The organism is Collimonas sp. OK607 (genome assembly GCF_900111995.1).
In the GTDB taxonomy this organism is placed as follows: Bacteria; Pseudomonadota; Gammaproteobacteria; order Burkholderiales; family Burkholderiaceae_D; genus Collimonas.
The window spans coordinates 15499-29963 of record NZ_FOKF01000022.1 but is presented as its reverse complement, the minus strand read 5'-3'; the positions used below and the strand labels follow the sequence as shown (position 1 = coordinate 29963).

At 57.8% G+C, this 14465-nt stretch carries 10 protein-coding genes and 1 other RNA gene; 5 read left to right on the top strand and 6 right to left on the bottom strand.

All coding sequences use genetic code 11. The annotated features are described in order from the left end of the window. The first annotated feature begins 5 nt into the window (after positions 1–5). Genes BM029_RS15595 through BM029_RS15585 form a run of 3 tightly spaced genes read left to right on the top strand, consistent with a single transcriptional unit; the run spans position 6 to position 2722 of the window. Positions 6–1220 carry an ABC transporter permease subunit gene (locus BM029_RS15595; RefSeq protein WP_092437538.1) on the top strand — a complete coding sequence of 405 codons (1215 nt, stop codon included), beginning with the start codon at positions 6–8 and terminating at the stop codon, positions 1218–1220. A 9-nt stretch (positions 1221–1229) separates the two neighbouring features. Beyond that, positions 1230–2000: an ABC transporter ATP-binding protein gene (locus BM029_RS15590; protein ID WP_092437535.1), complete on the top strand. Its 771-nt coding sequence runs from the start codon at positions 1230–1232 to the stop codon at positions 1998–2000. Beyond that, the gene (locus BM029_RS15585) at positions 2000–2722 is read left to right on the top strand and encodes an ABC transporter ATP-binding protein (protein ID WP_092437533.1); all 723 of its coding nucleotides are present in this window, start codon (positions 2000–2002) and stop codon (positions 2720–2722) included. Before BM029_RS15590 ends, BM029_RS15585 begins: the two co-directional genes overlap by 1 nt. Before the next feature lie 95 nt (positions 2723–2817). Here the strand turns inward: BM029_RS15585 and BM029_RS15580 are convergent, their stop codons facing one another. Beyond that, entirely contained in the window at positions 2818–3873 is a 1056-nt protein-coding gene (locus BM029_RS15580; RefSeq protein ID WP_244545079.1) for a lytic transglycosylase domain-containing protein, read from the bottom strand. A gap of 493 nt (positions 3874–4366) precedes the next feature. Here BM029_RS15580 and ubiD point away from each other — a divergent pair, with 493 nt between their 5' ends. Both ubiD and ffs read left to right on the top strand, forming a co-directional pair. Then, complete coding sequence (gene ubiD / locus BM029_RS15575) at positions 4367–5851, top strand: 4-hydroxy-3-polyprenylbenzoate decarboxylase (protein ID WP_092437531.1); 1485 nt, start codon at positions 4367–4369, stop codon at positions 5849–5851. A gap of 114 nt (positions 5852–5965) precedes the next feature. Further along, positions 5966–6064: signal recognition particle sRNA small type (gene ffs / locus BM029_RS15570), an RNA gene on the top strand. Positions 6065–6180: 116 nt separating this feature from the next. On the opposite strand, the gene BM029_RS15565 is transcribed toward ffs, so the two are convergent. The 5 genes from BM029_RS15565 to BM029_RS15545 form a co-directional block, all read right to left on the bottom strand. Then, entirely contained in the window at positions 6181–7578 is a 1398-nt protein-coding gene (locus BM029_RS15565) for a heavy metal sensor histidine kinase (protein ID WP_092437529.1), read from the bottom strand. After that, the gene (locus BM029_RS15560) at positions 7575–8288 is read right to left on the bottom strand and encodes a heavy metal response regulator transcription factor (RefSeq protein ID WP_092437527.1); all 714 of its coding nucleotides are present in this window, start codon (positions 8286–8288) and stop codon (positions 7575–7577) included. Before BM029_RS15560 ends, BM029_RS15565 begins: the two co-directional genes overlap by 4 nt. 127 nt (positions 8289–8415) lie before the next feature. Then, positions 8416–11601: an efflux RND transporter permease subunit gene (locus BM029_RS15555; protein WP_092437525.1), complete on the bottom strand. Its 3186-nt coding sequence runs from the start codon at positions 11599–11601 to the stop codon at positions 8416–8418. Beyond that, on the bottom strand, positions 11598–12794 hold the full coding sequence (locus BM029_RS15550; protein WP_092437524.1) for an efflux RND transporter periplasmic adaptor subunit: 1197 nt from the start codon (positions 12792–12794) through the stop codon (positions 11598–11600). Before BM029_RS15550 ends, BM029_RS15555 begins: the two co-directional genes overlap by 4 nt. 17 nt (positions 12795–12811) lie before the next feature. Continuing rightward, on the bottom strand, positions 12812–14320 hold the full coding sequence (locus BM029_RS15545) for an efflux transporter outer membrane subunit (protein ID WP_092437522.1): 1509 nt from the start codon (positions 14318–14320) through the stop codon (positions 12812–12814). Positions 14321–14465: the final 145 nt, after the last annotated feature.

The window sequence follows — 14465 nt, the reverse complement described above, 5'->3', positions numbered from 1 at the left end:
GATACATGGCTAATTTTTTCGATACTAAAAAGAACCCGACCAAGGCTTACACCAGCCTGGTCGCCCTCGCTATCCTGTTCGTGATTTTCCCGTTTATTGCCGCCAATTTCGGTAATTCCTGGGTCCGCATCATGGACTTTGCGCTGCTCTACATCATGCTGGCGCTGGGTCTGAACATCGTGGTCGGTTTCGCCGGCCTGCTCGATCTGGGCTACATCGCGTTCTATGCGATCGGCGCTTACATGACCGGCTTGCTGGCATCTCCGCAGTTTGCTTCGGTGCTGGAATCGTTCGTCAATACCTATCCGGCCATCGGCAATTTCCTGGTGATGATCTGCGGCCCGGAAATCACCCAGAACGGCATCCACCTGTCGTTGTGGGTGATCGTGCCGCTGGGAGCGGCGCTGGCAGGGATGTTCGGCGCCATTCTCGGCGCTCCGACACTCAAGCTGCGCGGCGACTACCTGGCTATCGTGACACTCGGTTTCGGTGAAATCATCCGGATTTTCATGAATAACCTGAATGCGCCGGTCAACATTACCAACGGTCCGCAAGGTATCAACCTGATCGATCCTATCCGCATCTTCGGCGTCTCGCTGGCAGGGGAGCGGGGGTCCAATGCGACGGTCCAGCTGGGCAGTTTCAGCTTGCCATCGGTGAATGCCTACTACTTCCTGTTCCTCATCCTGTGCATTGCGATCATCACTATTTCGATCCGCTTGCAGAACTCGCGCCTGGGCCGTGCCTGGGTGGCGATACGTGAAGATGAAATTGCCGCCAAGGCAATGGGCATCAATACCCGTAACATGAAACTGCTGGCATTTACGATGGGTGCCTCGTTTGGCGGCGTCGCCGGTGCCATGTTTGCCTCGTTCCAGGGTTTCGTCTCTCCCGAATCGTTCTCGTTGACCGAGTCGATCGCGGTGCTGGCGATGGTGGTGCTGGGTGGCATGGGGCATATCCCGGGCGTGGTGCTGGGCGGCATATTACTGGCGGCGTTACCCGAGGTGCTGCGGCATACCGTGGAGCCGATGCAGATGGCCATTTTCGGCAAAGTCCTGATCGATGCCGAAGTGCTGCGCCAGTTGTTGTACGGCCTGGCGATGGTAGTGATCATGCTGACCCGTCCAGCCGGCTTGTGGCCTGCGCCTAAGCACGAGGACCGGCCGGATGCCGATATCGATAAACCTACGCTGGCCACCGGCGTGGTAGAGGCTTAAGGAGATCACATGAGCGCACAAACTATTTTAAATATCTCCGGCGTCAATAAACGATTTGGCGGTTTGCAGGCACTGGCGGAAGTGAATATCAAGATCCTGCAGGGCCAGATCTATGGCCTGATCGGACCGAACGGCGCCGGCAAGACGACTTTCTTTAATGTGATTACCGGTTTGTACCAGGCCGATACCGGCTCCTTTGAGCTGGCCGGCAAGCCATACTCGCCTTCGGCGCCGCATGAGGTGGCCAAGGCCGGGATTGCACGTACATTTCAGAACATTCGCCTGTTTGGCGAGATGACTGTGCTGGAAAACGTCATGGTGGGTTGCCACGTGCGTACCAAGCAGGGCCTGTTCGGCGCTGTGTTCCGCCACAAGGCTGCTCGCCTGGAGGAGGTAGCTATCCGCAAGCGTTCGCAGGAACTGCTGGATTTCGTCGGCATCGGCCGTTTTGGCGAGCGTACTGCCCGGCATTTGTCCTACGGCGATCAACGCCGCCTGGAAATCGCCCGCGCGCTGGCTACCGATCCGCAATTGCTGGCGTTGGACGAGCCGGCAGCCGGCATGAACGCCACCGAAAAACTGGCGCTGCGCGAGCTGCTGGTGAAAATCAAGAATGAAGGAAAGACCATTTTGCTGATCGAACATGATGTCAAGCTGATGATGGGCTTGTGCGACCGTCTGACGGTACTTGATTACGGCAAGCCGATTGCAGAGGGATTGCCGGCTGAAATCCAGAAAAACACGGCAGTGATTGAAGCCTATCTGGGAGGTGGTCACTAATGGCAAACAATATTCTGCAGGTTAGCAACCTGAAAGTCGCTTACGGCGGCATCCAGGCCGTCAAAGGCATTAACCTGGAAGTCAACGAAGGTGAGCTGGTAACGCTGATCGGCGCTAACGGCGCCGGCAAGACCACTACGCTGAAAGCGATTACCGGCACTTTACCGCTGTGTAAGGTGGAAGGCGAGATGCATTACCTGGGGCAGCACACCAAGGGCACTACTTCGTTTAGCCTGGTCAAGCAAAAGCTGGCCATGGTGCCGGAAGGGCGCGGTGTGTTCACCCGCATGAGCATCCAGGAAAATTTGCTGATGGGCGCTTATACGCGTGACGACAAGGCCGGTATTGCGGCTGACATCGACAAGTGGTTTGGCGTATTTCCGCGCTTGAAAGAGCGCGCCGCACAAATGGCCGGCACCTTGTCGGGCGGCGAGCAGCAGATGCTGGCGATGGCGCGCGCATTGATGAGCCATCCAAAGTTGTTGCTGCTGGATGAGCCGTCGATGGGTTTGTCGCCGATCATGGTGGAAAAGATCTTCGAGGTGATCCGTAACGTTTCCGCGCAAGGCATCACGATCCTGCTGGTCGAGCAGAACGCCAAGCTGGCTCTGGAAGCGGCGCATCGCGCCTATGTGATGGATTCGGGGCTGGTGACGATGAGCGGAAAAGCCAGCGACATGCTGGACGATCCTAAGGTCAAGGCTGCTTATCTGGGCGAGTAATCGAAACCCGGGGCCGGGGGAACCCGCCCCGGCCAGTTTGCAGGGATAAAAAAAAGAGCCACAGGCTCTTTTTTTTTATCTGGCAGATTCAACGGTCAGGTCAAAGGCAACGCATTGAGCTGATTGTCTGATTGCTGGATGCGATGTTCGTTAGCGTCCGGCGTGTTGACAGCGGCTTCGGCCGGTACCTGGCCAGCATTGATTGGCGAAACTGCCTGTATCTGACGTGGTTTCGGTGTCGCGATTGGTGCAGACGAGCCGGTCGACGGTACGTTCTTGCCGATGGCGACGTCTTGCAGGCGGCGATATTCAGCCAGCACCTTGTAGCCATAACCACCGTCGGTGGCAAAAGCTGCGGCGCCGACATATCGTTTCAAGCCGGCTTCAACTGAACCGCCCTGGGCAACATAATCTCTCAGGATCATGGAGCCGACCTTGATGTTGGCAGTCGGATTCAAGGCCGCCTTGATGCCGCCCAGATTTTCAAACTTGTCTTCGTGCACCTTCGACATGACTTGCATCAGGCCTTGTGCTCCCACCGGACTTTCGGCAAACGGATTCAGGCCGGATTCAATCGCCATCACAGCCAGGATCAACAGCGGGTCAAGCTTGGTTTCCCGTGCTGTCTTGTAAGCTGTCGTCACAAACATGTTGGTGGCGTCGCCCGCTACGCGATAGCGCTTGGACAACCAGTTGGTGACCCATTGCTGCTGACGCGAGCTGTCAACCGGTTTGATGGCTTTGTTCAACATCCCATCCATGCGCAGCACGTGATTGTTATCGGCTGCCGGTGCAGGTACGGTCAGGGCAGCCACTTTAGGCGCTGCAGTTGTTGCAGGCGCGGCATTGGCCTGGCCCGAAAGTTCTGGCGCCGGTGCAGCTTGCACTTGCGGCGCAACGTTTTGCGCGGTGCTGCTGGCAAACACTGGCAGATTCTGGAGCTTCGATGCCAGGTCCGGTTTTACCATCATTGTGGTGAAACCGATGATGGCCAGCAAGCCGCTGAATAAAACGGTGATGCGGGTGGTGGCGATGAAACCGCCGACGGTGTCGCGCGCAAAAAACACGCGGCTGACGAACTGACTGCTGAATTTCTTTGCATAGCCGAGCGTAGCCCAACTCGGTAGTGCTCTGGTAGATCTTGCTAACAATTGAACCTCCTGAATCGTCGCGGCGCAAGCAGGCCCCTTGGTAAAGCTGGAGCAAATGTACTGAATGCTGCGTGCACCGTAATCAATATCGCAAGGCATCGCATTTGGTCTGCGGTGTGCCAATACGTCGTTGCTGTTTGCGCTTAAGTAGCTTTGGATCTATCGGCCGCAGTAGAGCGCGCCGGCTACAGGCAAACAGCTTGTTCGGGGGAGAAGGCTGACGCCTTTTGAAAACACTCCTTAAAATGTCATTTGGGACCCCGATCCCGTGAGAATTGAGAGCCGACAAAAAATCGCTTTTTGGGCGACGCGGCTTCTACAAGCTGGTCGCATTGTAGGGGGCGGTTTATATCAAGTCAATACTATAAAAAGCAATATCAATAACTTTTATGTATAACGATTATACCGGTTTACCGCCGCAAGCCAATAAAATCAAGCACTTGGCCGAAAAGGCTTAATTATCAAATTAACATTCATAAACATTGTAAAACCCATGAAATATTCAGATTTACGTGATTTTATTGTCAAATTAGAACAGATTGGTGAGCTAAAACGCGTTTCGACGCCGATTTCGACCTATTTGGAGATGACGGAAATCTGCGATCGTACTTTGCGGGCAGCCGGACCGGCGCTTCTTTTTGAAAATGTGGTCGGGCATTCGATACCTGTGCTAGCTAATTTATTCGGCACGCCGCGGCGCGTTGCGCTTGGCATGGGAGCCGACGACGTCAGCGAATTGCGGCGCATCGGCCACGTGCTGGCAATGCTGAAAGAACCGGAGCCGCCCAAAGGTTTTAAGGACATCCTCGGCCTTGGCACCCTGGTTAAATCGTTGTGGGACATGGCGCCCAAGGAGCACCGCTCGGCGCCATGCCAGGATATCGTGTGGGAAGGTAACGAGGTCGACCTGGCCAGGCTGCCGATCCAGCATTGCTGGCCGGGCGATGTGGCGCCGCTGATTACCTGGGGCCTGGTGATTACCAAAGGGCCGCACAAGAAGCGCCAGAATCTCGGCATCTATCGACAGCAGGTGCTGGGCCGTAACAAGGTGATCATGCGTTGGCTGGCGCATCGCGGCGGCGCGCTGGATTTCCGCGAACATGCGATCGCCACCGGTAACAAGCCGTATCCGGTGGCGGTAGCGCTGGGCGCCGATCCCGCTACTATATTAGGCGCTGTGACGCCGGTGCCGGACAGTTTGTCTGAATATCAGTTTGCCGGCCTGCTGCGCGGCAGCCGCACCGAGCTGGTCAAAGCCATCGGCAGCGAGTTGCGGGTGCCGGCTTCGGCCGAAATCGTGCTGGAAGGGCACATCAATCCCGACCCGTCGCATCCATCCGGTTATGAAATGGCGCTGGAAGGACCGTATGGCGACCACACCGGTTATTACAATGAGCAGGACTGGTTCCCGGTGTTCACCATCGATCGCATCACGATGCGCAAGTCGCCGATCTATCACTCTACGTATACAGGTAAGCCGCCGGATGAGCCGGCGGTGCTCGGCGTGGCGTTGAACGAGGTGTTCATTCCCTTGCTGCAAAAGCAGTTCCCTGAAATTACCGATTTCTATTTGCCGCCCGAAGGCTGCAGTTACCGCATGGCGGTGGTGCAAATGAAGAAGGCGTATGCCGGTCATGCCAAGCGCGTGATGTTTGGCGTCTGGAGTTTCCTGCGCCAGTTCATGTATACCAAGTTCATCGTGGTGGTCGACGAGGACGTCGACATCCGTGACTGGAACGAAGTCATCTGGGCCATCACCACCAGGGTCGATCCGATCCGCGACACTACCCTGGTTGATAACACTCCCATCGATTATCTCGATTTCGCTTCGCCTGTCAGCGGCCTGGGCAGCAAGATGGGGATCGACGCCACCAATAAATGGCCAGGTGAAACCAACCGCGAATGGGGACGCACCATCAGCATGACGGATGAGGTAAAGGCGCGCGTGGATCAGATCTGGCAAGAGTTGGGTTTGTGAAGCAGCTCTTGTAAGGCGGGGTTTGCAGGTTAGGTTGCAGGAAGTGCAGGGGAAACTGGCAGCAAGGATGAAAAAACGCTGCCAGCAATGCCGCAATGCGGTACAATTCACCCCGGCGGGCCCCTGCGCATTGTGGCGTGGTCAACCTGGTCAGGTCGGGAACGAAGCAGCCACAGCCATTTCCTGCAAGTGCCGCAGACAAGGCTCGCCTCTATCCTTTGTACTATTTCTGTACTACTCCGCACTAGTCTCGTTTCACGCCCGCTTTACATCCTCGCAACACCCCTTATTTTCCAGGCGTTACCATCTATACAAGCCTGCAGGCTATTTCAGTGCGTTACCGCATCGCCGGCAGGAATGTTGAAGCCTATCGTCGTTATGCCGTCGACGCTGCTGGCAAACACGCCTCCGCCATGCATCTTGGCAATCGCCTTGACGATTGCCAGCCCCAGGCCGTGGCCGTGCAGCTGGCTTTGATTGGTGTCGTTGCGGGCAGCATCGACCCGATAGAAACGATCGAACAGGCGTGGTAGATGATTCTCGGCGATCGGTTTGCCGGGATTCGATACAGCAATCTGGATCGCCGCAGGCTGCTGCGTGATCTTGACCGCAATTGCGGCGCCGGGGTCGGAGTGCTGAATCGCGTTATGCAGCAGATTGCTCATGGCGCGCTTGAACAGCGAGGTTTCGATGGAGGCTTCGGCGTTGATATCGCCATCGACCGTGACCGCCATTTTCAAATCATCCAGAACGAATTCAAAGAACTCCACGGTCTTGCCGATTTCCAGCGCGATCGAGGTGCGCACCAGGCTGGTGGCGGCTTCACCCTGGTCGGCGCGGGCCAGGAACAGCATGTCGTTGATGATCGAACGCAAACGTTCCAGTTCCTCCAGGTTCGACTGCAGCACTTCCTCGAATTGCGGCGCGGTGCGTTGCCGTGACAATGCTACCTGGGTTTCGCCGATCAGGTTTGCCAGAGGTGTGCGTAGTTCATGCGCGACATCGGCGTTGAAGGCTTCGAGCTGGTTGTAAGCGCCTTCCATACGTTCCAGGGCGCCGTTGAAGGCAATCGTCAAATCCGACAATTCGCCCGGCAGCTGGGAAATTTGCAAACGCTGCGATAACGTTTTGGGCCCGAGCGATTGGGCGGCGCTGGATAGTTGCTTCAGCGGCCGCAAGCCGACCTGCGCGATCCAGTAACCCAGCAGCATGACCAGCAGCACACCCAGCAGAGACAGGCCGACCAGTGCCGTCATGAAGGCATGCAGGGTATGCATGTAAGGTGCGGCATCGACTGCTACGATCAGGCGCACCGCAGGCCGGTCCTGGAATGGCTCGATCGTACCGATCATGGTATGCATCGGATACTCGCGACCGTGCAGCGTCATGACTCCCATGCCATTCGGATTACGGTCCAGCTGTTCGATTTCAGCCAGTCCTTTGCCATATTGAAAACGCGCATCGTCGCCTAGCACCCAGTAACGGATGCTGCCGTCGGCTGGCGACAGGGTATCCAGCTTGGCCTGAACCCGCGGCCACCGTGCCGGGTCGCCGTTGTGACCGATCATGTAACTGGTGTCCAGGTATCGCGTGTTGAGCTCATCCTGTTGGTGACGCGCCAGTTCACGTCGCAGCACGCCATACAGCGCGCTGCCGATCAGGGAAAAAATCAGCAACGCGGCCAAAGCGAACATCGCTACCAGGCGGACGGTGATCGAACGCTTCATTGGTTACTTTCCTGGGTGCGCGGTTCCTGCGATTCCTGCGCTTCCCGCGGTTCCAGAACATAACCCATGCCCCGTATCGTATGCAGCAACTTGGGGCTGAACGGCGTATCGATCTTGGCGCGCAAGCGCTTGATGGCGACTTCGACGACGTTGGTATTGCTATCGAAATTCATGTCCCAAACCAGTTCGGCGATGGCCGTCTTGGACAGGATTTCACCTTGGCGCCGCGCCAGTACCGCCAGCAGGGAAAACTCCTTGGCGGTGAGGTCGATACGGACATTGGCGCGATAGGCTTTGCGGCTGATCAGGTCGATCTGCAGATCGGCGATGCGTAATTGCGCCGGCTCCAAAGCGCGGCCGCGCCGCGTCAGCGCTTGCAGGCGCGCCAGCAATTCGAGAAACGAAAACGGCTTGACCAGATAATCGTCGGCGCCGCCTTGCAGGCCCTTGATGCGATCTTCCACGCGATCGCGTGCAGTCAGCATGATGACCGGGGTTTGCTTGATTTCGCGGAGGGCGTGCAATACCGCAAAGCCGTCTATGCCGGGCAGCATGACGTCGAGCACGATGACGTCGTAGTCATGCTGTAAAGCCAGGTGCTGGCCGTCGACGCCGTTATGAGCGACATCGACAGCGCAACCCTGCTCGGTCAACCCCTTGCAAAGGTAGTCGGCCGTCTTCTGTTCATCTTCGACGATCAGGATTTTCATGTGCGGCCTGTCTCCTGGCTAGTCTCCCGCATATCGCCAGGAACAGATCGATATGCAGGAAGACGTTTTACTATTTTATTTCGGTACATCATGTTGATGCATTATTTCGACGAATTACTTCGACGCATTACTTTGAATCTATCACGCTTGCCGTCCCGATATCTGTAGCAATACCGGCTTTATTTGCCTTGCGTGCCTGCCGCGCTTCCTTGCGGCTCATGTACCAGTAGTGGGCCCGGTCCAGGTACAGATAGACCACCGGCGTCGTGAACAAGGTCAGCGCCTGCGACAGCACCAGGCCGCCCACCATCGCATAACCCAGCGGACGCCGCAATTCCGAGCCGGCGCCGTGACCCAGCATCAGCGGCAAACCACTCAGCAGCGCGCACATGGTTGTCATCATGATCGGCCGGAAACGGCGCAGGCAAGCCTGGTAGATCGCTTCCTCCGGTTTCATGCCGTGCTCGCGTTCCGCAGTCAGCGCAAAGTCGATCATCATGATGCCGTTTTTCTTGACGATACCGATCAGCAGGATGATGCCGATCAATGCAATCACACTCAGATCATAACCGCCCATCATCAAGATCAGCAGGGCGCCGACACCGGCTGAAGGCAAGGTCGACAAGATCGTCAGCGGGTGGATATAACTTTCATACAGCAAACCGAGCACGATATACACCGCAACCAGCGCGGCTGCAATCAGATACGGCTGCGACGACAGCGAATCGCCAAACGCCTTGGCGGTACCTTGGAAAGCACCCGTCAAGGTGTCCGGCACGCCCATCTCGTGCTGGGCCTTCTGGATCGCATCGACTGCTTCGCCAAGCGCCACATTCGGCGCCAGGTTAAAGGAAATCGTCACGGCCGGGAACTGTCCTTGATGGCTGATTGCCAGATACGAGGTTTTGCTGGTATCGACGGTGACAAAGGTCGACAGCGGCACTTGCTGCCCGGTGATCGGCGAGGTCAGGTAAAGCTTGCTGAACAGCTCGGGATCTTGCTGCAGCTTGGGCGTCACTTCCAGGATCACGTGATAGCTGTTGATCTGCGTGAAATATTGGGCGACCTGGCGCTGGCCTATGGCATCGTAGATGGTCGAGTCTATCAGCGCCGGTGAAATCCCGAAGCTGGAAGCGCGCGCCCGGTCGATCGTCAGGTTGGCTGCCGCAGCTGCGTTTTGCTGGTCGGAAGCGACATCGGTCAGTTGCGGCAATTGGCGGAAACGGTTCATCAGCTTCGGCGCCCAGACGTTCAGTTCGTCCAGGTTCGAGTCCGTCACCGTGTACTGATATTGCGTGCGCGACAAACGGCCGCCGACGTTGATGTCCTGGCCCGCTTGCAGGAACAGGTTGACCCCTTGCACCTTGGCCAGTTGCGGCCGCAAGCGTGCAATCACTTCGTCGGCGCTGGCGGTGCGTCCTTCATCTTTTGGTTTCAGGCTGATGAAAAAATTACCAGTATTGAATGTGCTGAAGCCGCCGCTCATGCCGAAACCGGTGACATCAGGATCCTTGCGTACCACATCGGCCAGCGCCAGCATGCGTTTGTTCATCGAAGAAAACGACGAATCCTGCGCCGATTCGGCAAAGCCGTAAACGAAGCCGGTATCTTGCTGCGGGAAGAAGCCTTTCGGGATCACGATGAACAACACCACGGTAGCCGCCATAGTGGCGAAAAACACCATCAGGGTAATGAACTGATGGTGCAGCACGACATGGAGGCCGCGCTTGTAGCCATTGAGCATGGCATCGAAGCCGCGTTCGAACATCTGATACATGCGGCCATGCGATTCAGCACTATGTGGCTTCAGGAAGCGCGAGCACAGCATCGGCGTCAGCGTCAGCGAAATGACGACCGATACCGCAATCGTCAATGTCACGGTGATAGCAAATTCACGGAACAGGCGGCCGACGATACCGCCCATCAGCAGCAGCGGAATAAACACGGCAACCAGCGAAACCGAGATCGAAATAATCGTAAAGGCGATTTCTCCCGCACCCTTGTAGGCGGCCTCCATCGGTGACATGCCTTCTTCGACATATCGATAGATATTTTCCAGCATCACGATCGCATCGTCGACTACGAAACCGACCGCGATGGTCAGTGCCATCAGCGACAAATTATCGAGGCTGAAACCGAGCAGGTACATGACAGCTGCGGTGCCGAGCAGCGCCAGCGGCACGGTCACGCTCGGGATCAAGGTAGCCGGGATGTTACGCAGGAACAGGAAGATCACCAGCACCACCAGCGCGATGGTCAGCACCAGCGTAAATTCCACATCCAGCACCGAGGCGCGAATGGTCTGGGTGCGGTCGATCAAGGTATTGACGTGCACTGTCGGCGGAATCGCCGCTTGCAGGCGCGGCAGGGCAGCCTTGATGCGATCCACGGTTTCGATCACGTTGGCGCCAGGTTGCTTGGTCACCGCCAGCACGATCGAGCGGCCGTTGGTAATCGTGTTGGCGGCCGGTGCGGCGGCACCGGCAAAGGCCCAGCCGGCAACCTTGAGGTTTTCCGCCGCATCAATCGCGACGCCGATGTCGCGCACCCGGATCGGAGCGCCGTTCTTATAAGCCAATACCATGTCGTTCCATGGTTCTGCGCTCAGCAGCTGATCGTTGGTGTAGACAGTGAAGCTTTGCTTGGCGCCGTCTACCGTGCCTTTCGGCTGATTGACAGTCAGGCTGGCGATGACGCCGCGAATATCTTCCAGGCTGATGCCGATCGCTGCCAGTTTGGTCGGATCTACCTGGATCCGCACCGACGGTTTTTGCACGCCGCCGATGTTGACCAGGCCAACGCCAGGAATCTGCGAAATCTGCTGCGCCAGAATATTATCGGCATAGTCGTTCACCTGGATCAGCGGCAACGCGTCCGATTGCACCGACATCACCAGGATCGGCGAATCGGCCGGGTTCACTTTGCGGAACGTCGGCGGGCTCGGCAGATTAGCCGGCAGCTGGCCGCTGGCAGCGGTAATCGCGGCCTGCACATCCAGCGCGGCAGCGTCGATGCTACGGTTGAGGTCGAACTGCAAAGTAATTTGCGTAGAGCCGAGCGTGCTGGTCGAGGTCATCTGCGACAAACCGGCAATCAATGAGAATTGCCGTTCCAGCGGCTGCGCCACGCTCGATGCCATGGTTTCCGGATTGCCGCCGGGCAGGTTGGCGGAAACCTGGATCGTCGGGAAATCGACTTGAGGCAACGGCGCCACCGGCAGCAGCGGCCACACCGCAGCGCCAATCAGGAATATCGCAATAGCGAGCAGCGTGGTGCCGATCGGGCGTTTAATGAAGTTCGCGGAGATGCTCAATTGCTTGCCCCTTTGGCGGCTGGAGCTGGTACGGTGCCGGTACTACTGGCAGCAGCGCCGGCTTCGGCGACCTTGATGCCGGGCTTCAGCTTGTACTGGCCATCGACCACCACCCGTTGCCCCGGATTCAACCCCTTGTCGATCACGGCTACGTTGTCCTGGATATTGATCAGTTGAATCTGCTGATTCTTTACCGTATTGTCGGCATCGACGACGTAGACGTAGGTGCCGTCCTGGCTTCGTTGTACTGCCGCTGCAGGAATCGTCAACGCCTGTTTGCGATCGCCCAGCACCAGCCTTACGTTGACATACTGGCCCGGCCACAACACATGCGACGGATTCTGGAAAATGCCTTTCAGCTGCACCGTGCCGGTACTGGTGTCGATCTGGTTATTCAGCAATGCCAGATTACCCTGGGCCAGCATGGTGGTGCTGTTACGCGGGAAGGTTTGCACGCTCAACGGTTTCTGGCTGCCATGCAAGGCAGTGTTGATGTTCTGGAAGGTTTCTTCCGGCAGCGTAAACACGACTGCAATCGGGTCGATTTGATTGATCACCACCAGGCCATTGACATCGGCAGCGTGGACGATATTGCCAGGATCAACCAATCGCGCACCGACCCGGCCGCTGATCGGCGCCAGGATGCGGGTAAAACTGAGTTGTACTTTGGCGTAGTTGATCTGCGCTTCGTCGGCTTGCACCGCGGCTTGCAGTTGCGTCACTTGCGCGCGCGTTGCATCCAGCGTCTGTTGTGTCGCGGCATCCTGTTGCACCAGCGTGGTGTAGCGTTGCAGATCGAGCCTGGAATTTGCCAGTTGCGCCTGGTCCTTGGCCTTTTGCGCTACGGCCTGGTCCAGTTGCGCCTGCAAGGTGCGCGGATCGATTTGCGCCAGCAACTGGCCGGCCTTCACGTCCTGGCCTTCGACAAAACCGACCTTGTCCAGCTGGCCGTCGATACGTGCCTTGACAGTGACGCTGGCATTCGAGGTGACGGTGCCGACTCCCGTCAGGTAGATCGGCATATCTTGCTGCTTGACGGCTGCGGTGGTGACCGATATGGCGTTGGCTGCGGCGGGTGGCGCAGAGACGGCGCTGGCCTTGTGTACGATGCCCCAGCCGGCAGCGCCGATCAGGACCAGTATCGCGGCGGTAATGAGCAGCGTTGAACGTGGTTTGGAAAGTGTGGTGGTCATGTTGTCTGCTCGGAGAATTAGTTGGTCGTATTGTTTTGTGCCTGCTGTGCCGCTGGAGTCTGGCTTGGGCGCTCGGCGCCGCTCAGCTGGCCGGCATCCCAGCCGCCGCCGACGGCCTTGATCAAGGCCACGCTCGCCAGCAACTGGCGTCCAAGCAGTTGCACCAAAGTGCGTTCATTGCTCAGGGAAAGCGTTTGCGCCGTGACCACGGTCAGATAAGTCGCAGTGCCGGCGCGATACTGGCTGAGCGCCAGCCGTTCTGCCAGCTGCGAGGCTTGCACCGCCTGGTTTTGGGCGATCGCCTCTTGAGCCAGGACGTTCAGCGTGGCCAGGTTGTCTTCGACTTCCTGGAAGCCGCCCAGTACGGTTTGCTTGTATTGCGCTACCGCGACGTCATACGCGGCAATTGCCCCAGCGCTGTGCGCGCGCCGCAAGCCGCCGTCGAAAATGGTTTCTGCCAGCGCCGCGCCGAGCGACCAGACCCGGCTTGGCGTGTTGAACCACTGCGCCAGGCTGGCGCTGTTGAAGCCGCCGCTCGCGCTCAGCGTCAATGCCGGGAAAAAGGCGGCCTTGGCGACGCCGATGTTGGCGTTGGCAACCGCAACGTGACGTTCTGCGCTGGCGATATCGGGCCGGCGTTCCAGCAGATCCGAAGGCAGGCCGGTTGGAACCGGCGGCAAACCTGCCTGCATTTTGCTTAACATTTGGGTGTCGGCCGGCAGTGCGGTCAAATTGAATCCGGAAGGCGCCTTGCCGGTCAGGATGGCAATCGCGTGTTCCAGCTGACTGCGCTGCGCTTGCAAGTCGATGGCTTGCGCCTCGGCGGTTTTCAACTGGCTTTCCGCCAGCGCCACATCTGAGCGCAGCGCGACTCCGGCGGCGTACTGGCTCTTGGTCAGTTGCAGCGAGCGGGTATAGGCGGCAGTGGTGCGCGCATACAAATCTTTCAGCAGATCGGTAATCCGCAGTTGCAGATAGTCTTGCGTCAAGGTTGCCTGGATGCTGAGGCGAGCGGCGGCCAGGTCGGCGGCGCTCGCCTGGGTACCGGCGTCGCCGGCTTCCACCGAACGCCGCACGCTACCCCAGACATCTGGCTCCCAGCTGCCTTGTACACCAGCGGTGTAGCCATTACTGAGCTTGATGCCGTTAGTGTTGCTGAGGGCGCGGTCGACGCCGGCGTTGACGCCGATCGTCGGCCAGAAACCGGCACGTGCCGCATCGGCGGCAGCGCGCGCCTGGCGATACTGGGCTTCCGCCTGGCGAATATTCTGGTTGGCCTGGTTAGCTTGCTGTATCAAGCTGTTCAGGGTGGCGTCGCCGTACACTTCCCACCAGTTGCTGCTGTCGATTGGCTGCGGCTGTGCCTGTTTCCACGGACCGCTCTCTTTATAGCTGGCAGGCACATCCATCGACGGCCGCACATAATCGGGGCCGACTGCGCATGCTGTCAGTGATAGCGCCACTGCTGCAGCCATGACGCTGGTTGCAAACGAACGCTGGGATCTTGGGGGAAAGGAGAAATTCATGAGTCTGCTTGGTCTGACGTTCGGAACATCGGATGGAATGTCCGAGCGGCGAACAAGCAGCGGTTGCAATAATCGCAACAGTCACAACAATCGCAGCATCGGGCATTATTCAGGACTTACTTTAAGTCCTGCTGCAGTACCTGAT